Source organism: Acidovorax sp. GBBC 1281, assembly GCF_028473645.1.
GTDB lineage: Bacteria > Pseudomonadota > Gammaproteobacteria > Burkholderiales > Burkholderiaceae_C > Paracidovorax.
Genome location: NZ_CP097269.1, coordinates 2820619 through 2839953, shown reverse-complemented (window position 1 = coordinate 2839953; position 19335 = coordinate 2820619). Strand labels below are relative to the sequence as shown.

Here is a 19335-nt window from a genome sequence, read left to right as displayed (position 1 = left end):
TCGGTCCTGTCTGTGCTGTCTTTAGCGGAAAGGCATTTGTCCCGTGTTCCAGAACTTTCGGCTCACCATGGCCTGGCTGCACACCTGGTTCGGCCTGGTGCTGGGCTTCGTGCTCATGGTCGTTTTCTTCTTCGGCTCGCTGTCGGTGTTCGACCGCGAGATCGACCGCTGGGCCATTCCTGAAACCCGGTTCGCCCCGCAGCCCATGCCGTCGTTCGACCGCGTGCTGCAGCCAGCCTTCCAAGCCATGACGCGGCCCGATGCCGCCAACCTCGAGGCGGCGCGCAGCCGGGTGAACGGCCCGCTGGCCGACACCTTTCCCGTGGTGAACAGCTGGGGCGCCTACACCACCCACCGCGATCCGGTGCTCGGCATGTTCGCCAGCTTCGCCCTGCCCAACGCCAAGGACGCGGACGACCAGGTCTGGGGCACGCGCACCATCGACCCGCGCAACGGCCAGCCGCTGCCGGACGACCACCTCAAGATCGGCAGCCGGTTCTTCTACCCGCTGCACTACAGCCTGCACCTGGAATGGAAGAGCCTGGGCTACTGGATCGTGGGCTTCGCCGCGCTGATGATGCTGGTGGCGCTGGTCAGCGGCGTGGTCATGCACCGCAAGATCTTCCGCGAGATGTTCACCTTCCGGCCGCGCAAGCACACCCAGCGCAGCGCCCTCGATCTGCACAACCTGACCGGCGTGGTGGCGCTGCCGTTCCATTTCATCTTCGCGCTTTCGGGCCTGGTGATCTTCGGCGGCATCTACTTTCCCGTCACCGAAACCCAGCTGCATCCGCTGCACGAACTGCATGAGCAGCACGAAGCGCTGGAGACCGGCCTGCCGGCCAAGCGCGCGGGCACGCCCGGCACGCTCGCCTCGGTGGACGCCATGGTGGCCGAGGCCCAGCGTCGCTGGGCCGCCAAGGGCATGGCGGGCGAGGTCGGCTACCTGAACGTGCAGCACGTGGGCGATGCCAATGCCTACGTGAGCGTGTTCCGCGCAGGCACCGACCGCGTCACGCTCACGGGCGAGGGCATCCACTTCAAGGGCGCCACCGGCGAGGTGCTGCGCGAAGACCCGCCGCCCACGGCGGTCGCGGGCATCAACAATTTCCTCACCGGCCTGCACCTGCAGCATTTCCGGCACTGGCTGCTGCGCTGGCTGTACGTGCTGGGTGGCCTGTCGGGCTGCGTGTGCATCGCCACCGGCTTCATCTTCTTCGTGGAAAAGCGCAAGCGCCAGCACGCCAGGCAAGGCCTCTCCGGCGCGCGCTGGGTGGACGCCTTCGCGGTGACCACCGTGACCGGCATGCTCATCGCCACCTTTTCCATGCTGATCGGCAACCGGGTGCTGCCGACCGATCTGCCGGGCCGGGGCAGCTGGGAGCAAGCCGTGTTCTGGGGCGTCTGGGTGCTGGCCTTCCTGCATGGCGTGTGGCGCACGGCCCCGGTGGCGCAGGCCCGCATGGCGCCGGCCTGGAACGAGCAGTGCTGGGCCGCTGCTGCGCTGGCGGTGGCGGCGGTGCTGCTGAACTGGGCGACGACCGGGGACCACCTGCTGCGCACCATCGCCAACGGCTACTGGCCCGTGGCCGGCATGGACCTGGCGCTGCTCGCCAGCGCGGCCCTCGCCGTGGTGGCCGCGCGCAGGCTTCGCCGCCGCGCGCTGGGCGCCGCCGCGCCGCAGGCCCGCGCCGCGCAGGGTGTGCCGGAGGCCACCCGTGCTTGACGCGTTGCTGTTGCTGGCTGCGCTGGCCGCCAATGGGGCCGGTCTGGGCTGGCTGGCCCTGGCCATGGAGGTGCACTGGGCACAGGCGCTGGGCGATGGCGTGCCGCAGCCCCGGCGCACCGTGGCGTGGCTGCGCTGGGCCGGTGCCGCCGCGCTGGCGGGATCGCTGGCCTTGTGCCTGAGCGTGGACCACGGCTCGATGGCCTCGCTGGTCTGGGTGATGGCGCTGGCGGGCGCGGCGCTGTGCATCGCCTTCACGCTGGCGTGGCGCCCGCGCGTGCTAGGTCTTCTGGTTCCGTGGCTGCGAGTCCGCGGGGCAGACGCCGCCAGGGGCTGACCAGGGGCCGCAGGCTTCCTGCCTGTTTCACGCTCGCGCGCGAACGCCGTGCAAAAAAAGAAAACCCGCCGAAGCGGGTTGGAAAAGACAGCCCAGGAGGGAGGAGGAGATCAATCAAAGCGGGCTGCCTGGGTGCCATGATTGCGGCGCCAACTTAGGCGTGGCTTAAATCCCTCGGGGCTTTTCTTTCTTTCTTTCGTCTGCCGGCACGCCGCGCTATCCGGCGCTTTCCCTGAACTGCACCACGTTCCCTTCCGGATCGTGCCCGTCGCAGGCCCGGAAGCCGCGGGCTTCCCACTCGCGCTGCGCGGGGCTCAGCCCGCCACCCAGTGCCACCGCGGCTTCACGGGTGGCGGCCAGGCTGTCAACGGCAAAGAACAGCTTGACGGGCACTTCGGTTCTGCGGGCCGGGGGCGTGGACGACGAGGCTGCCCCCGCAGCGGACCGTGCCGCCGCGGGCATGCTGTGCACCACCAGCTGGACATCGTCCGACTCCAGCACGATGTGGCCGGGCTGCCGCTCGACCAGCCGCATGGACAGCAGCACCTCGTAGAAACGGGCGACCTTGGGCAAGTCCCTGGCGAAAATCACGGCGCCGGATTTGGGTCGGCTCATCTCGGACTCCCTCTGTGTGGTTATGGGCAGCGGCGATTGTGCCGGGCAGAGGGTCGGCTGTCACCGCACCAGGAACACCACCGCCACCACGATCACCCCCAGCGCCAGATTGACTCCCACCCAGGTGCGGATGGAAGCCAGCGCCTGGCCGCTGGCGGCCCAGTCGCTCGCCGCCACCGCGCGCTGCAGGCGCTTGAACAGCGCGAACCGCACGTGGCCGAACAGGGCCATCATCACGATGCCCAGCGTGGCCATGATCGTCCACGACAGCGGCATGGAAAATCGGCCGCCCGACTGCGCCGCTGCACGGGCGACGTTGCCGATCATCCACAGCCCGCTGGACAGCACCAGCACGACGGCCACGAGCACCGCGCCCAGAAAACGCTGCAGCACGCCGTGCATCAGCGCCACGCGCTGGGCTGGCTCCAGCGCCTGGGCCGCGGGGCGCAGGAAGAAATGGGCGAAGGCCATGCCCCCCAGCCACACGATGATCGCCAGGACATGGACCAATTGGAGCGCGTTGTACAGCATGGGGCAACTTTCTGAGGGGTTCGGGAGCCGGGACGGGCGCCCAGGCACGGCGCCTGGGCGAGAGGATAGGGCGCCAACACCGGCGCGCGCACGGAAATGGCTATGGAAAATAGCCGAGCCATTGTTACAAAAAAGAACATGAAGGCTATTGACGCCAAAACCGACGTCGATTGTGGCTATCCTCGTGGGTTATCGTGGACGGATTCCCCGCGCCGCGCCCGGGATTTCCTCCATCTGCCCATGACGCTTCCGAAAGCACTGCGATTGCAACGCTGGCCCTGGCTGCCAGGGCTGCTCTGCGCGCTGGTCGGCACCGCCGCCAGCTGGGCGCTGTGGCAGCAGCAGAGCGACTCGGTGGCGCGCATCGCGCGCGAGCGGTTCACCCAGGAGGCGCGTTCGTTCACCACGGCGCTGGAGAGCCGCATCGCCTCGCACACCGAACTGGTGGTGGGCCTGCGCAGCCTGTTCCTGGTCAACCCGCGCCTGGCGCGCGCCGATTTCGAGCACGCGGCGCGCGAATTGCGCCTTGCCCAGCACTATCCCGGCGTGAAGAACGTGGCCTTCACCCGCTTGGTGCCGCATGCCGACAAGGAGGCCTACGAGGCCCGGGTGCGCGCCGATGACCTCGCGCGAACGGGCGCTCCGTCCACGTTCGCCATCCGCCCGCCCGGAGACCGGCCGGAATACCACGTGGCCGACTACATCTGGCCCATCGCGGGCAACGAGTACGTCGTGGGCCTGGATGTCGGCTCGCTGCCGGCCACCATGGCGTCCATTCGCTACAGCCGCGACACCGGGCAGATCGTGGCCTCGGAGCCGTTCGATCTGCTGCAGGAGCGCGACAACCGCGCCGGCTTCGTGATCCGGCTGCCCGTGTTCGACGACGGCGCGGGCGGCGTGCGCCGCTACGTCGGCTCGGTGGCCGCCACGATCCGCTTCTACGACATGGTGAAGGCCCTGCAGTCCGAGGGCCAGTTGCGGGGCGTGGGCATGTCGGTGCGGGACATCGGCTCGGTGCGCGATGCCTCTGCGTCCTCCGAGCGGCCGCTGCTGGCGCTGGAGAGCGGCGTGCGGCCCGCCGTGGAGCGCTACGAACGCGAGCTGCGCGTGCACGACCGGCGCTGGCGGCTCACCTTCCAGCCCCTGCTGCCCTTCCTGTCGCGCTCTGAGGCGCAGTTGCCGGCGATCATGGGCGGTGGCGGCCTGCTGGTGACGGCCCTGCTGTCCGCGCTCATCACGCTGCTGGTGCGCCGTCGCACCCAGGCCGTGAGTTTTGCCACCGCCGCCGGCTCGGCCCTGCGCGAGAGCGAAGAGCGCTTTCGCGCGCTGTTCAACCAGGCCGCCGTGGGCGTGGCGCAGGTCGAGGCCACCAGCCGCCGCTTCGTGCGGGCCAACAGCAAGTTCTGCGACATCCTGGGCTACACCGAGGCCGAGCTGTCGGCCAAGACGGTGGGCGACATCACGCACCCCGACGATCTGGTCGCCAGCGAGTCGCTGATGCAGCAGATCGCCGCGGGGCTGATCGAGGAGTTCCGCTACGAAAAGCGCTACTTCCACAAGGACGGGCGCGTCATCTGGGCCGACCTCACGGTGTCGCCCATGCCCATGCCTGGCAACCCCGCCAACCATTCCATCGCCGTGGTGCAGGACATCACCGAGCGCAAGCAGATGGAAGAGAGCCAGCGCGACAGCGAACTGCGCTTGCGCGGCATCCTGTACCGCCTGCCCGTGGGCGTGTGCCTGGTGCGCAAGGACGGCGGGGTGAGCTTTCGCAACGAGCGCTTCGTGCAGATCTGCGGCTACACCGCCGAGGACGCCCCCACGGTGGACGACTGGTGGCGCCTGGCGTTTCCCGATGCGGCGCAGCGCGAGCGGGCCATCGCCGACTGGCTGGCCGTGTGCGCCGAGCCGCCCGGCAAGGAGGCCGTCGCGCCGCGCGAGCACGCCATCACCTGCAAGGGCGGGCAACTGCGCACGGTGGACCTGGCCGGCGTGGCGCTGGGCGACGACCGCCTCATCACCGTGGTGGACATGAGCCAGCACAAGGCGGCCGAGGAAGAGATCCGCTACCTCGCCTACTACGACCCGCTCACCCAGCTGCCCAATCGCCGGCTGTTGCTCGACCGGCTGCAGCAGGCCCTGGCCGCCAGCACGCGCAGCCAGCGCTGCGGCGCGGTGCTGATGCTCGACCTGGACAACTTCAAGACCCTGAACGAAACCCAGGGCCACGAGCGCGGCGACATGCTGCTGCGCCAGGTGGCGCTGCGGCTGCGCGACTGCGTGCGGACCGAAGACACCGTGGCGCGCCATGGCGGCGACGAGTTCGTGGTGGTGCTGGAAGACCTGGGCGACAGCCCCGAAGACGCCGCCGCGCGCGCGGAAGAGTTGGGCCAGAAGATCCTGGCGGCCCTGCGCCGCCCGTTCGTGCTGGAGGGCGAGGCCCACCACAGCACGCTCAGCATGGGCGTGACCATCTTCCAGGGCGTGCGCGAGACGGTGGACGAACTGCTGCAGCGCGCCGATCTGGCCATGTACCAGGCCAAGGCCGGCGGGCGCAACAGCCTGCAGTTCTACGATCCGCAGATGCAGGCGTCGGTGGCGGCCCGCGCGGCCCTCGAATCGGACCTGCGCGAGGGCATCGCGCTCCAGCAGTTCGAGCTGTTCTACCAGCCGCAGATGGACAACGGCCGCATCACCGGCGCCGAGGCGCTGCTGCGCTGGCGCCACCCGGTGCGCGGCTTCGTTTCGCCGGCCGATTTCATTCCCCTGACCGAAGAGACCGGACTCATCCTGCCGCTGGGCGAATGGGTGCTGCAGGCGGCGTGCGCTCAGCTGGCGCGGTGGGCGCAGCGGCCGGCGCTTTCGCACCTGGGCCTGTCGGTCAACGTGAGCGCGCGCCAGTTCCACCAGAGCGGCTTCGTGGGCCAGGTGCTGGCGGCGCTGGCGAGCACCGGCGCCGATGGCCGCCGGCTCAAACTGGAAATGACCGAAAGCCTGCTGCTGCAGGACGTGGAGGACACCATCGACAAGATGGCCCAGTTGCGCGCCTATGGCGTGGGTTTTTCGCTCGACGATTTCGGCACGGGCTATTCCTCGCTCGCCTACCTCAAGCGCCTGCCGCTTGACGAACTGAAGATCGACCAGAGCTTCGTGCGCGACGTGCTCACCGATCCCAACGACGCCGCCATCGCGCGCACCATCGTCGCCCTGGGCACCAGCCTGGGCCTGCGCGTGATCGCCGAGGGCGTGGAGACCGAGGCGCAGCGCGCCTTCCTGGCGCGCAACCAGTGCTACGTGTGGCAGGGCTATCTGCTCAGCCCGCCGCTGCCGGTGGACGGATTCGAACGCCTGGTGATCGACCACGCCGCGGGCCAGAGCCCGCTGATCGTGTGAGGGGCACCGGCCGGCGCCGGCCACTCCGCAACGCCTGCGGGTCCGCCGGCCCCTGCCGATCGTTCCGAGCCCTCCCATGTTCGAGCTGAAAACCCTGGCGCTGTACGCGGTCACCGCGCTGGCGGAGATCGTGGGCTGCTACCTGCCGTGGCTGTGGCTGCGCCAGGGCGCGAGCCCCTGGCTGCTGGTGCCGGCCGCCGCCTGCCTGGCGCTGTTCGCCTGGCTGCTCACCCTGCATCCGGCCGCGGCCGGGCGGGTGTACGCGGCCTATGGCGGCGTCTACGTGGCGGTGGCCATCGGCTGGCTCTGGGCGGTGGACGGCGTGCGCCCCACCGCGTGGGACCTGGCGGGCGTGGCCGTCACCCTGGCCGGCATGGCGATCATCGCCTTCGCGCCCCGTGCTGGCTGATGCTACTTTTTTGATAGCTATATGCCCTAGTACTGATTGCGCTGAAGGCATTTTTGGCTCTGAGCGGCGGCGGCTGTAGGAGTGGGCCGTTTCCCTGGCAGTCGCGCCACCCCGGCACGGTATCATCCGGGGCTTGGCCACGCTGGCCCGCCCGGCGGCGCGGCCGCGCCGTTTTGAGCGCTCCAACGCCCCCAGCCCGCCCACAGACCCGTGCGTCTCAACTCCATCAAACTCGCCGGCTTCAAGTCGTTCGCAGAACCCACCAATTTCATGCTGCCGGGCCAACTGGTGGGCGTGGTGGGCCCGAACGGCTGCGGCAAGTCCAACATCATGGACGCGGTGCGCTGGGTGCTGGGGGAGTCCAAGGCCAGCGAGCTGCGTGGCGAGTCCATGCAGGACGTGATCTTCAGCGGCACCACCAGCCGCAAGCAGGCCAGCCGCGCCAGCGTGGAGCTGGTCTTCGACAATGCCGACCACCGCGCCGGCGGGCAGTGGAACCAGTACGGCGAGATCGCCGTCAAGCGCGTGCTCACCCGCGACGGCAACAGCAGCTACTTCATCAACAACCAGCCCGTGCGCCGGCGCGACGTGCAGGACGTGTTCCTGGGCACGGGCCTGGGGCCGCGCGCCTACGCCATCATCGGCCAGGGAACCATCAGCCGCATCATCGAGTCGCGCCCCGAAGAGCTGCGCCTGTTCCTGGAAGAGGCCGCGGGCGTCTCCAAGTACAAGGAGCGCCGCCGCGAGACCGAGAACCGGCTGTCGGACACGCGCGAGAACCTCACGCGGGTCGAAGACATCCTGCGCGAGCTGAACGCCAATCTGGAGCGCCTGGAAAAGCAGGCCGAGGTGGCCGCCCGCTACAACGCGCTGCAGGCCGACGTCACCCTCAAGCAGCACCAGCTGTGGTTCTTGAAGCGCGCCGATGCCGAGGCCGAGCAGGCGAAGGTGCGCGCCGACGGCCTGCAGGCCGTGAACGACCTCGAATCGCGCATGGCCGACCTGCGCTCGGTCGAATCCGACCTCGAAACCATCCGCCAGGCGCACTATGCCGCGGGCGACCACGTCAACCAGGCCCAGGGCAAGCTCTACGAGGCCACGGCCGAAGTGGGCCGCCTGGAGGCCGAGATCCGCTACGTGGTCGAGGGCCGCCAGCGCGTGGAGCTGCGCCTCGCCCAGCTTGCCGAGCAGATCGCGCAGTGGTCGGCCCGCAAGGAAGAGGCCGAACACGAGATGGAGAACCTCGCCGGTGCCGGCGTGGACGCCGACGAGCGTGCCGAACTGCTGGCCGCCCAGGTCGAAGAACAGGCCCTGCAGTTGCCCGACCTCGAAGAGGCGCTGCGCCAGGGCCAGCAGCGCGCCAACGAGCAGCGCGGCGCCGTGGTGCAGGTGCAGCAGCAGATCGGCGTGCTGGCCGCCGAGCAGCGCAGCATCGACGAGCAAAGCCGCCAGCTCGATGCCCGCCACGAACGCCTGCGCACCGACCGCAACGCGCTGGCCGCGCCCGACGAGGCGCGGCTGGTCAACCTGCGCGGCCAGCTCGATGCCGCCCAGGAGGGCGCCGAAATGGCCGAGGCCCGGCTCGCCGAACTGCAGGAATCCGTGCCGCAGCTGGACGAAGACCGCCGCACCCGCCAGCAGGCCGTGAACGTGGAAAGCGCCCGCCAGGCCGATCTGTCGGCACGCATGGAGGCGCTGAAAGCGCTGCAAGAGAAGGTCAAGACCGATGGCAAGCTGCAGCCATGGCTGGCGCGCCACGGCCTCGACGGCCTGCAGGGCCTGTGGAGCCGCATCCACATCGAGCCCGGCTGGGAGAACGCGCTGGAGGCCGCGCTGCGCGAGCGCCTGGGCGCCCTCGAAGTCAGCCGGCTGGACAGCGTGCGAGGCTTTCTCGGCGCGGGCGGTAACGATGCGCCCCCGGCCCGGCTGGCCTTCTACACCGCGCCGCCCGCCGGCATCCCCGAGCCCACCGGCGCCGCCACCCGCCTGTCCGATCTGCTGCGCCTGGGCGATGCGGGCCTGCGCGCCGTGCTCACCGACTGGCTGCAGGGCTGCTACACCGCGCAGACGCTCGACGAGGCCCTGAACCGCCGCCCCACGCTGCAACCCGGCGAGGTGGTCTACGTGCCCACGGGCCACGCGGTCAGCGCGCACAGCGTGAGCTTCTATGCCCAGGACTCCGAACAGTCCGGCCTGCTGGCCCGCGCGCAGGAGATCGAGCACCTCGAAAAGGAACTGCGCGCCCAGGCCCTCATCAGCGACGAGTCGCGAACGGCCCTGGTGCGCGCCGAATCGGCCTACGCGGACGCCTCGCAGCGCCTCGTGGCCGCTCGCCGCGAAGCCAGCGAGGCGCAAAGCCGCGCCCACGAACTGCAGGTGGAAACGCTGCGCCTGACGCAGCTGGCCGACCAGGCCCGCGCGCGCAGCGAGCAGATCGGCGCCGACCTGGCCGAGGTCGAGGCGCAGCTGGCCGACCTGCAGGAGCGCCGCGTGACGGCCGAGGCGCGCTTCGAAGAGCTGGACATGCAGCTGGCCGACAGCCAGGAGCGCCACGCGCAGCTGGACGAGCGCGTGATCGCCGCCGAGCGCAAGCTCGCCGAATGCCGCGAGCAGCAGCGCAGCCTGGAGCGCCAGGCGCAGGAGGCCACGTTCTCGCGCCGCAGCCTGGAGGCGCGCCGGGCCGAACTCGCCCGCACGCTGGACACGGCCGGCAGCCAGACCCGCGCGCTGGCCGACGAGCAGCAGCGCGCCCGCGACGAGATGGCTCGGCTGTCCGACGCCGCGGCGCAGGGCGGCCTGCAGCAGGCGCTGGACCTCAAGATGGAGCGCGAGAAAGCCCTGGGCGCCCAGCGCAGCGAATACGACGACCTCACCGCCAAGCTGCGCGCGAGCGACGAGCGCCGCATGCAGCTGGAACGCGCGCTCGATCCGCTGCGCGCCCGCATCACCGAATTCCAGCTCAAGGAGCAGGCCGCGCGCCTGGGCCTGGAGCAATACACCACGCTGCTGGCCGACGCGCAGGCCGACCTGGAGGCGGTGGCGCAGTCCATCGAGGCCGGCGGCGTGCGCTCGGCCGGCCTGCAAAGCGAGATCGACCGCCTGCACCGCGAGATCGCGGCCCTGGGCGCGGTCAACCTCGCCGCGCTGGAGGAACTGAACCTCGCGCGTGAGCGCAAGACCTTCCTCGACTCGCAGACCGCCGACCTCACCGAGGCCATGAACACGCTGGAGGACGCGATCCGCAAGATCGACGCCGAAACCCGCGAGCTGCTCTCGGGCACCTTCGAGACGGTGAACGGCCATTTCGGGCGCATGTTCCCCGAGCTGTTCGGCGGCGGCAATGCGCGCCTCATCATCACCGGCGACGAAATCCTCGACTCCGGCGTGCAGGTGATGGCGCAGCCGCCGGGCAAGAAGAACCAGACCATCCACCTGCTGTCCGGCGGCGAGAAGGCCCTGACCGCCATCGCGCTCGTCTTCGCCATCTTCCAGCTCAACCCCGCGCCGTTCTGCCTGCTGGACGAGGTGGACGCGCCGCTGGACGATGCCAATACCGAACGCTATGCCAAGCTCGTGTCCAGCATGAGCAGCGGCACGCAGTTCCTTTTCATCAGCCACAACAAGATCGCCATGGAAATGGCCGAACAACTGATCGGCGTGACCATGCAGGAGCAGGGCGTCTCGCGTATCGTGGCCGTGGACATGGAGTCCGCGCTGTCCATGGCCGATGCCTGAACCCCCAGAAGCCGCACGTTTTTTCACCATGAGCAACTTCCAACTCGGCCTCATCATCGCGGGCGGCGTCGTTCTGGCGGCCATCGTCGCCTTCAACGCCTGGTCCGCCCACCGGAACGCCCCCAAGCGTGCCAAACCGGCCGAGCCCGATGCCCCGGCCGAGCCCGCGCTGCGCCAGGAACCGGCGTTCGACGCCGGCGGCGCGCCGGTGGACGCCGCCGGGACGCCCGGCGCCGGCACGGAGCCGTCCTTCGACGGCCACACCGTGGACCTGCGCGATGCGTTGCAGCTGCCCGTGCCGCCGGCCGAGCGCCGCGGCGGCCTGGACCCGCTGATCGACGCCATCGCCCCACTGGTGGCCGAGCAGATCGTCTCGGGCGACGCGGCCCTGGCGGCCCTGCCGCCCACGCGCCGTGCAGGCAGCAAGGCCTTCGCCATCGAGGGCTTCAACGAATCCACCCAGCAATGGGAAACCCCGGTGCCCGGGCAGCGCTACAGCCACTTCCAGGCCGGCGTGCAACTGGCCAACCGGGTGGGCGCGCTCAACGAGATCGAGTTCTCGGAGTTCGTCGTGAAGGCCCAGGGCTTTGCCGACGCCATCAACGCCTCAGCCGACTTTCCTGACATGCTCCACGAGGTCGCCCGTGCCCGCGAGCTGGACCAGTTCGCGGGCGACCACGATGCCCAGCTGGCCTTCGTGCTGCGGGCGCGCCATGCCGCCTGGAGCCCGGGCTACGTGCAGCAGAACGCGGTGCGCGTGGGCTTCACGGCCGGGCCCATTCCCGGCCGGCTGGTGCTGCCCGCCAGCGGCCCGGGCCTGCCGCCCGTGCTCACGCTGGCATACGACACGCAGTTCGCGCTGTCCGACGACCCCGAGCAGTCGGCGATCCGCGACATCACGCTGAGCCTGGACGTGGCCCAGGTGCACCGCTCCGAGCAGCCGTTCGCGCGCCTGCGCGAAGTGGCCGCCGCCCTGGGCGAGGCCATGGACGGCGCCCTGTGCGACCAGAACGGCACGCCGCTGCCCGCCATGACCATGGACCCCATCGCCGCCGACCTGGAACTGCTGTACGACAAGCTCGACAGCCGCGAGCTGTCGGCCGGCTCGCTGCTGGCGCGCCGCCTGTTCAGCTGAGTGGCCGGTCATCCCGGGCCGAAAGGACACCCCATGCGCTGGTGGCACGTGCTGTTTCCCCCGGTGGTGGAAACACCCCAGGGGCTGTTTCGCCCCTTGAACGCCGTCCTGGATCGGTGGTTGCCAGCCATCGGGTGCCTGGTGGTCGCGGGTGTTGCGCTGTGGCAGTACCGGACCATCGGCAGGTTCAACTACGTTGGCCTGGTCTACCTGGGGTTTTTCATCGCCCCCGCCATCGCCGGTTGGCGTGCCCGGCGCCAATTCGGCCGCATGGGCAAGCCCCTGGTACGCATCGACGGTTCGGAAGTCTTCCTGAGCCTGCCCCAGAACGTGCGCCCCGGCCATGTCGCGGTGCCGATGGCAGACGTTCGGGCCATCGTGGTCAAGGGCACGCCGGGGCAGCGCAGCTACGTGTTCGAGCGCCACGCGGGCGAGCCCCCGGGTTCGGGCGGATCGATGCGCGGGTCGTGGATTTCCTGCAGCGCGCCATGCCCGCTGCCATTCCTGTGAACGTGCAGGCGCCTCCTACTTTTCTGGGTTCCATCCTTGGTGACTGATTCCAAACCTTCCGCAGCCGGCGCGCTGCCCCTGCAACCCGCCAAGGCCATTGACGCGCTGCGCGCCCAGCTCAACCGCTGGGCCCACCAGTACTACGTGCTCGACGAACCCACGGTGCCCGACGCCGAGTACGACCGGGTGTTCCGTGAACTGCAGGCGCTGGAAGAGGCCCACCCGGACCTCGTCACACCCGACTCGCCCACCCAGCGAGTGATCGGCGCGGTGATGGAGGGCCTGTCGCCCGTGCGCCACCGCGTGGCCATGCTCAGCATCCGCACCGAGACCGACACCGAAGCCAGCGGCGCCCGCACCTTCGATGCCCGCGTACGGCGCGAACTCAAGCTCACCGAGGGCGATGCGCCGGTCGAATACGTGGCCGAGCCCAAGTTCGACGGCCTGGCCATGAGCCTGCGCTACGAAAACGGCCGCCTCGTGCAGGCCGCCACGCGCGGCGACGGCGAAGTCGGCGAGGACGTGACGCACAACGTGCGCGCCATCCGGCAGATTCCCTTGACGCTGCCCACGGGCGGCGGGAACGGCGCCCCGCCGGTGCTGGAGGTGCGCGGCGAGGTGTACATGCGCCGCGCCGACTTCGACCGGCTCAACGAACGCCAGCGCGAGGCCGGCGGCAAGACCTTCGTCAATCCGCGCAACGCGGCGGCGGGGGCGGTGCGCCAGCTTGATTCGGGCATCTCCGCGCAGCGGCCCCTGAGCTTTTTCGCCTACGGGCTGGGCGACGTCACGTCAGCCGGCGAGGGCGGGCCCGACTTCGGCACGCACTACGACATGCTGCAGGCGCTGAAAGGCTGGGGATTCCCCGTGGCCGCGCAGGTGCGCGTGGCGCATGGCGCAGACGAGTTGATCGCCTTCCACCAGGCCATCGGCGCTTCGCGCGACCGCTTGCCCTACGACATTGACGGCGTGGTCTACAAGGTCAACCGCCTGGACCTGCAGCGCCAGCTGGGCTTCGTCACGCGCGAGCCGCGCTGGGCCGTGGCGCACAAGTACCCCGCGCAGGAGATGGTCACGCGCATGGACGGCATCGATGTGCAGGTGGGCCGCACCGGCAAGCTCACGCCCGTGGCGCGGATGGCGCCGGTGTTCGTGGGCGGCGTGACCGTCACCAACGCCACGCTGCACAATCTGTTCGAGCTGCGCCGCAAGAAGGCCCGCGTGGGCGACCAGGTGATCGTGCGGCGCGCGGGCGACGTGATTCCCGAAGTCGTGGCCGTGGTGCCGCCGGCGCTGGGCGCGGCCATGCCGGTGCCCGAGCCGGCTGGCAAGCGCGGGGCCACGGCTGGCCCCGCGGCCGCTGCAGCCACGGATGCGCTGGTGGACCTTGTGGACCTGGTGGACATGGCCGCTGCGGCCGATGCAGCGGGCAGTGATGCGCCCGTCAGCCTGCCGGCACCGCCGCGCCATCCCTACGTGCCCAACTTCCGCATGCCCCGCCAGTGCCCCATCTGCGGCAGCGCCGTGGTGCGCGAGAAGGGCGAGGTCAACCACCGCTGCTCGGGCGGGCTGTTCTGCGCCGCCCAGCGCAAGGAGGCCATCCTGCACTTCGCCGCGCGGCGCGCCATGGACATCGAGGGCCTGGGCGACAAGCTGGTGGACCAATTGGTCGAGGGCCAGGTCATCCGCACCTTGCCCGACCTGTACCGCCTGGGCCTCACCGCCCTCAGCAGCCTGGAGCGCATGGCGGAGAAATCGGCGCAGAACGTGCTGGCCGCGCTGGAGAAATCCAAGCAGGCCACCTTGCCGCGCTTCCTGTTCGGGCTGGGCATCCGCCACGTGGGCGAGGCCACGGCCAAGGACCTGGCGCGCCACTTCGGCGGCCTGGACGCGATCATGGACGCGAGCGTGGAGCAGCTGCTGGAGGTGAACGACGTCGGCCCGGTCGTGGCCGAGGCCATCCGCACCTTCTTCGACCAGCCGCACAACCGCGAGGTCGTCGAGCAGCTGCGAAAACCTGTGCCTGAGGGGTGCGGCGTCACCTGGCCCGAGGGCGCGCCGGCCGAGCGGGCCGTGCTGCCCCTGGCCGGCCAGACCATCGTACTCACCGGCACCTTGCCCACCCTGAGCCGCGACGAGGCCAAGGACCTGCTGGAGGCGGCCGGCGCCAAGGTGGCGGGGTCGGTCAGCAGGAAGACCAGCTACGTCGTTGCCGGCGAGGAGGCCGGCAGCAAGCTGGTGAAGGCGCAGGAGCTGGGCGTGCCCGTGCTCGACGAGGCCGGCATGCTGGCCTTGCTGGGCCGCGAGAGCGCATGAGCATGCGCGGCCGCTACCGTGCATTTGCTATGCATTTGCTATGCATTTGCTATGCATTTGATAGCTATAAAGGCATATAAATCTAGGGCGTGAGCCTATTTCGACCATTGAGCCCCCGATGCCCCCTGTGCTTGCTTCCCTGCGCGCGCGCCTGACAGCCGCGTGGCGGGGCCACGCCGCGCCGCTGCTGGCGCGCGCCTGGGCCTTCGCCGCCCGCCACCTGCGGTCCCGCCGCGCGGTGCTCTGGGCGCTGCTGGCCGTGCCCCTGGCCCTGCTGCTGTACGTGCTGGCCCTGGTCCCGTTCACCCCAGCCATCAGCGACATCCGCAAGGCCAAGACCGAGCAGCCCGCGCAACTCGTCTCGGCCGATGGCCGCCTGCTGGCCGAATACAAATGGGTCAACCGCGAATGGGTGGCGCTGGAGGACATCGCCCCTTCGGTGAAGGACGCGCTCATCGCCACCGAGGACCACCGCTTCTACGACCACTTCGGCCTCGACTGGCGGCGCACCGGCTCGGCGCTGATCCGCACCCTGGGCGGTGACAAGCAGGGCGGCTCCACCATCACGCAGCAGCTCGCGCGAAACCTCTACCCCGAGGACATCGGCCGCGCGCCCACGCTCACGCGCAAGCTGAAGGAGGCCATCACCGCGCTCAAGATCGAGGTGCTGTACTCCAAGGACGAGATCCTGGAGACCTACCTGAACACCGTGCCGTTCCTGTACAACGCCTACGGCATCGAGATGGCCGCGCGCACGTACTTCGACAAGTCGGCCGACAAGCTCACCGTGCTGGAGAGCGCCACCCTCATCGGCATGCTCAAGGGCACGAGCTACTACAACCCCGTGCTCAACCCCGAGCGCGCGCAGGAGCGGCGCAACACCGTGCTGTCGCAGATGAAAAAGCGCGGCAAGCTCTCCGCCGAGCAGTACGACACCCTGTCGCGCCGGCCGCTGCGCATCCGCTTCGAGCGCCAGATCGAAACCGCCGGCCCCGCGCCGCACCTGGCGCAGCAGCTGCGCAAGCAGCTCATCGACTGGGCCGACCGCAACGGCTACAGTTTGTATGCCGACGGGCTGGTGGTCCGCACCACCATCGATTCGCGCCTGCAGACCCTCGCCAACCAGGCGGTCGCCCGCCAGGGCCGGCAGCTGCAGGGCGTGGCCGACGGCGCCTGGGCCTCGCGCAGCGCCTGGAACCCCAAGGGCCCGCTGGTGCAGGCACTGGTGCGCGAATCGGCGCAGTACGAGGCCGCCGTGGCCAAGGGCGCCACGCCCGACGAAGCCCTGCAGGGCCTGCTGGACGACGCCTCTTTCATGCGCCAGCTGCGCCAGCAAAAGACGCGCGTGCAGGCCGGTTTCCTGGCGCTGGACCCACGCACCGGCGAGGTCCGGGCCTGGGTGGGCAGCCGCGATTTCGCCACCGACCCCTTCGACCACGTGCAGGCCGCGCGCCGCCAGCCGGGCTCGACCTTCAAGCCGTTCGTGTACGGCGCGGCCTTCGCCAATGGCCTGCTGCCCACCGACACGCTGATGGACGAGGCGGTGGAGATTCCCCTGGGCGGCCGCCAGGTCTGGCGGCCCACCGATGAAGGCCCACCCAGCAATGCCCCGATGACCCTGGCCGACGGCCTGGCGTACTCCAAGAACACCATCACCGCGCAGGTCATGCAGAAAGTGGGCCCCGAGCGCGTGGCGCGTTGGGCGCAGGCCATGGGCGTGCGCGAGTCGCGGCTCGACGTGGTGCCTTCGCTGGCTCTGGGCACCAGTCCCGTCACGCTCAAGGAAATGGTGGCCGCCTACGGAACCATCGCCAACGGCGGCCAGTACCGGGCGCCCATCGTCATCACGCGCATCGAAGACAAGAACGGCAAGGTGCTGGAGGACTTCGCGCCCGCCGATCCGGAGCGCGCCGCGGGACTGCCGGCCGTGCAGGCGCTGCGCGATGCCATGCGCGGCGTGATCGACAAGGGCACGGGCGCCGCGATCCGCACCCGCTACGGCATCACCGCCGACGTGGCGGGCAAGACCGGCACCACGCAGGACAACACCGACGGCTGGTTCATCCTGATGCACCCGCAACTGGTGGCGGGGGCCTGGGCCGGCTTCAACGATGGCCGCATCACCCTGCGCAGCGACTACTGGGGGCAGGGCGCCCACAGCGCGCTGCCCATAGTGGGCGAGGTGTTCCAGCAGGCCCTTCGCACCAAGGTGATCGATGCGCGCGAGCGGTTCATCGACGAGGAGGAAAAGAGCGGCTGGGTGGACAGCGCCGTGGGCGGCGTGCGCACCTGGGTCTACGACCTGTTCGGCCGCCGCACCGGTCCGGCCGCCGACACACCGCCGCCCGCGCAGGGCACGGCCCCGGTCGAGCCCGCGATGCGCCCGGCCTCCGAGGCGTCGGCGCCTCAGAACCTGTCCGAGGCCCCGGACATTTCCGAGGCGCCGCTCAAGCCGCTGCAGGATGCCACGCCCGACGCGCCGCCCGTGGCCACGCCGATCGAGGGGGGCGACCTGCCGGGCGCGAGCTTCGGCGGGCAGCCGACCGTGCCGGCGGTGCCGCATTCACTGGGGCAGCCTGCGGCGCCGTCACCGGCCTCTCCCCAGAATGGCGGCACCGGCGACGCCGCCGCGCCCATGGCGCCGGCCTCGGCGGGCGGCGGGCTGCCGTTCTTCATCGAATCCAAGCCTTGAAATCTTGAATCAGTCTCGCACAAGCGTGCCTTCCTAATGCCCGGCTCCAAGGGAAAGCCACTGGCCGGTATTTGCCGGTGGGCAATACAAACGCATGACCGTCAGCGCAATGCCAAACTTTCAAGATATCTGGAAAAACCATCCAAACGTCAAAGGCGATGCGCCTCTGCTGAATAAAGCGGCCTACGAAAACCAGTGCGCCATTAATTTTTCAGCCGCCCTCATGCGTGCCGGCGTGGACTTCAAAACATTTCGAGGGGTGCGATCCTGGCAACAGGGTACGGAGAAGTACCCGATCCGTGCGCAGGAGGTGGCCGACTGGGTGGCGGCTGGAGGAACCCGCTTGCCGATCCGCATAGAAAAGTTCACAGGCGCACAGGCATTCGGTCACGCAGAGAGCAGTGCGGGCATGAAGGACCGCACTGGGCTCGTATTCTTTCAAAACTACTGGGGGCCAGGAATGCAGGGGGACCACATCGACTTATGGAACGGTAGCCGGTTGAGCGACCGTGGGTCATGGCTGCGCATTCACTTACGCATCGGCGGTTTTGGCGTCCACAGCATTTTTAGCGACGTTTCCGATATGGAAAAAGCCCAGGCCGTATGGTTCTGGCAACTCGCATGAAAGCCGCTCTCCACGTCATTTTCGGGGCACTGTTGGGCGCGGCCTTCGGCGTGCTGGGTTCTGTGACTTACGACCGCCTGTTTGGGGCGGGTTACCCCCTCAATGATGAGCAATCCAACACGTTGGCAATCGTGTTGGTGTTCGGGGTTTTGCCGGCATCCACGCTGGTTGGCGCGATCACCGGCTATGCACTGCATCGGCGGCGCGTGCGCAAGATTTGATCGCGATAGCTTTCGAGGGTGCCAACGTGTTGTTGACGGGTACGGGTGTCGCATACACGCGCTTTCCGCATGCCATGCACCGCAGCGCGACCGCTCTCCGCTATGCTTGCCGGCGGTGCGTTCGCGGCCGGTGCCATGGCCGCCGCGCCGTTGCGATCCTCCCCCTCAACCTCTGGATACCCTTGCCATGATTGCTCGAAAAATGCGTTCCCTGGTCGCCGCTGGCGCCGTGATCTGCCTGTCGCTCGTGACCGCTGCCCACGCCGGCCCCCGGCTGGACAAGATCATGGAAAGCAAGGTCCTGCGCGTGGGCACGCCCGGCGACTACCGCCCCTTCGCCATCAAGACCGATGCCGGCTACAGCGGCCACGACATCGACGTGATCGAGCTCATGGCCAAGGAACTGGGTGTGAAGGTCGAATACGTGGCCACGAGCTGGCCCAACCTCATGAAGGACCTGCAGGGCGACAAGTTCGACGTGGCCGTGGGCGGAATCACCCGCAACGTCACGCGCATCCGCCAGATCGAGATGCTCCCCGGCTACGCGCCGTTCGGCAAGGTGGCGCTGGTGCGCACGGCCGACAAGGCCCAGTACCAGACGCTGCAGGACCTGAACAAATCGTCCGTGCGCGTCATCAAGAACCCCGGCGGCACCAACGAAACCTTCGTGCTGCAGAACCTGACCGCCGCGCAGGTCAGCACGCACGACAAGAACGCCGAGATCCCCGCACTCATCGCGGAAGGCAAGGGCGACGTGATGATCACCGAAACCTACGAAGCCCTGCACTACGCCAAGGCCGACCCACGCCTGACCGCCGCGTTCATCGACGCGCCGCTCACGCCCACCAACACCCTGGGCTTCATGCTGCCCAAGGACGATGCCGACTATTCGCGCGTGATGGAGTTCGTCTGGGGCCTGCTGGATGCCCGCGGCACGCTCAAGCAGTCGGCCGACAAGTGGCTCAAGTGATCGGCTGAGGCCATCTTCGGGCGACCGCGCCGGTAGCGGCCCCCGAAAAGCCAAAGGGCGCAGGCCACGGTGACGTGGCTGCGCCCTTTTTCCATGGGACCGGCGGCAGGGCCCAGCCCG

General features: G+C 69.3%; 14 protein-coding genes. 12 read left to right on the top strand and 2 right to left on the bottom strand.

What is annotated here, in order from left to right; translation table 11 throughout:
- Positions 1-43: 43 nt before the first annotated feature.
- Both M5C96_RS13165 and M5C96_RS13160 read left to right on the top strand, forming a co-directional pair.
- Positions 44-1726 carry a PepSY-associated TM helix domain-containing protein gene (locus M5C96_RS13165; protein ID WP_272569543.1) on the top strand — a complete coding sequence of 561 codons (1683 nt, stop codon included), beginning with the start codon at positions 44-46 and terminating at the stop codon, positions 1724-1726.
- Positions 1719-2063: a DUF3325 family protein gene (locus M5C96_RS13160; RefSeq protein WP_272569542.1), complete on the top strand. Its 345-nt coding sequence runs from the start codon at positions 1719-1721 to the stop codon at positions 2061-2063. Before M5C96_RS13165 ends, M5C96_RS13160 begins: the two co-directional genes overlap by 8 nt.
- A gap of 216 nt (positions 2064-2279) precedes the next feature.
- On the opposite strand, the gene M5C96_RS13155 is transcribed toward M5C96_RS13160, so the two are convergent.
- Both M5C96_RS13155 and M5C96_RS13150 read right to left on the bottom strand, forming a co-directional pair.
- Entirely contained in the window at positions 2280-2678 is a 399-nt protein-coding gene (locus M5C96_RS13155; RefSeq protein ID WP_272569540.1) for a VOC family protein, read from the bottom strand.
- A gap of 60 nt (positions 2679-2738) precedes the next feature.
- On the bottom strand, positions 2739-3209 hold the full coding sequence (locus tag M5C96_RS13150) for a CopD family protein (RefSeq protein WP_272569539.1): 471 nt from the start codon (positions 3207-3209) through the stop codon (positions 2739-2741).
- 240 nt (positions 3210-3449) lie between these two features.
- On the opposite strand from M5C96_RS13150, the gene M5C96_RS13145 reads away from it, so the two are divergent.
- From M5C96_RS13145 to M5C96_RS13100, 10 genes are all read left to right on the top strand, one after another.
- Positions 3450-6602 carry a bifunctional diguanylate cyclase/phosphodiesterase gene (locus M5C96_RS13145; protein ID WP_272569538.1) on the top strand — a complete coding sequence of 1051 codons (3153 nt, stop codon included), beginning with the start codon at positions 3450-3452 and terminating at the stop codon, positions 6600-6602.
- 76 nt (positions 6603-6678) lie between these two features.
- Positions 6679-7011, top strand: a complete 333-nt coding sequence (locus tag M5C96_RS13140; protein ID WP_272569537.1) for a YnfA family protein — start codon at positions 6679-6681, stop codon at positions 7009-7011.
- Positions 7012-7221: 210 nt separating this feature from the next.
- Entirely contained in the window at positions 7222-10746 is a 3525-nt protein-coding gene (gene smc, locus M5C96_RS13135; RefSeq protein ID WP_272569535.1) for a chromosome segregation protein SMC, read from the top strand.
- A gap of 28 nt (positions 10747-10774) precedes the next feature.
- The gene (locus tag M5C96_RS13130) at positions 10775-11881 is read left to right on the top strand and encodes a cell division protein FtsZ (protein WP_272569534.1); all 1107 of its coding nucleotides are present in this window, start codon (positions 10775-10777) and stop codon (positions 11879-11881) included.
- A gap of 33 nt (positions 11882-11914) precedes the next feature.
- A complete protein-coding gene (locus tag M5C96_RS13125; RefSeq protein WP_272569529.1) occupies positions 11915-12391 on the top strand; it encodes a hypothetical protein in 477 nt (158 codons plus the stop codon).
- A 39-nt stretch (positions 12392-12430) separates the two neighbouring features.
- Positions 12431-14707, top strand: coding sequence for an NAD-dependent DNA ligase LigA (gene ligA / locus M5C96_RS13120; RefSeq protein ID WP_442867391.1), 2277 nt, complete (start codon positions 12431-12433; stop codon positions 14705-14707).
- A gap of 118 nt (positions 14708-14825) precedes the next feature.
- A complete protein-coding gene (locus tag M5C96_RS13115) occupies positions 14826-17399 on the top strand; it encodes a penicillin-binding protein 1A (protein WP_272569528.1) in 2574 nt (857 codons plus the stop codon).
- Between the two features lie 94 nt (positions 17400-17493).
- Positions 17494-18024, top strand: coding sequence for a type VI secretion system amidase effector protein Tae4 (locus tag M5C96_RS13110; protein WP_272569527.1), 531 nt, complete (start codon positions 17494-17496; stop codon positions 18022-18024).
- Complete coding sequence (locus M5C96_RS13105; protein WP_272569525.1) at positions 18021-18245, top strand: hypothetical protein; 225 nt, start codon at positions 18021-18023, stop codon at positions 18243-18245. Before M5C96_RS13110 ends, M5C96_RS13105 begins: the two co-directional genes overlap by 4 nt.
- A gap of 187 nt (positions 18246-18432) precedes the next feature.
- Positions 18433-19215 (top strand): transporter substrate-binding domain-containing protein, encoded by a 783-nt coding sequence (locus M5C96_RS13100; protein ID WP_442867380.1) that lies wholly within the window; start codon positions 18433-18435, stop codon positions 19213-19215.
- Positions 19216-19335: the final 120 nt, after the last annotated feature.

Excerpts from the sequence above, each read along its gene's own strand:
- M5C96_RS13155 (WP_272569540.1), bottom strand. The coding sequence starts at position 2,678 with ATGAGCCGACCCAAATCCGGCGCCGTGATTTTCGCCAGGGACTTGCCC.
- M5C96_RS13150 (WP_272569539.1), bottom strand. The coding sequence starts at position 3,209 with ATGCTGTACAACGCGCTCCAATTGGTCCATGTCCTGGCGATCATCGTG.
- M5C96_RS13145 (WP_272569538.1), top strand. The coding sequence starts at position 3,450 with ATGACGCTTCCGAAAGCACTGCGATTGCAACGCTGGCCCTGGCTGCCA.
- M5C96_RS13140 (WP_272569537.1), top strand. The coding sequence starts at position 6,679 with ATGTTCGAGCTGAAAACCCTGGCGCTGTACGCGGTCACCGCGCTGGCG.
- M5C96_RS13130 (WP_272569534.1), top strand. The coding sequence starts at position 10,775 with ATGAGCAACTTCCAACTCGGCCTCATCATCGCGGGCGGCGTCGTTCTG.
- M5C96_RS13125 (WP_272569529.1), top strand. The coding sequence starts at position 11,915 with ATGCGCTGGTGGCACGTGCTGTTTCCCCCGGTGGTGGAAACACCCCAG.
- M5C96_RS13115 (WP_272569528.1), top strand. The coding sequence starts at position 14,826 with ATGCCCCCTGTGCTTGCTTCCCTGCGCGCGCGCCTGACAGCCGCGTGG.
- M5C96_RS13110 (WP_272569527.1), top strand. The coding sequence starts at position 17,494 with ATGACCGTCAGCGCAATGCCAAACTTTCAAGATATCTGGAAAAACCAT.
- M5C96_RS13105 (WP_272569525.1), top strand. The coding sequence starts at position 18,021 with ATGAAAGCCGCTCTCCACGTCATTTTCGGGGCACTGTTGGGCGCGGCC.
- M5C96_RS13100 (WP_442867380.1), top strand. The coding sequence starts at position 18,433 with ATGATTGCTCGAAAAATGCGTTCCCTGGTCGCCGCTGGCGCCGTGATC.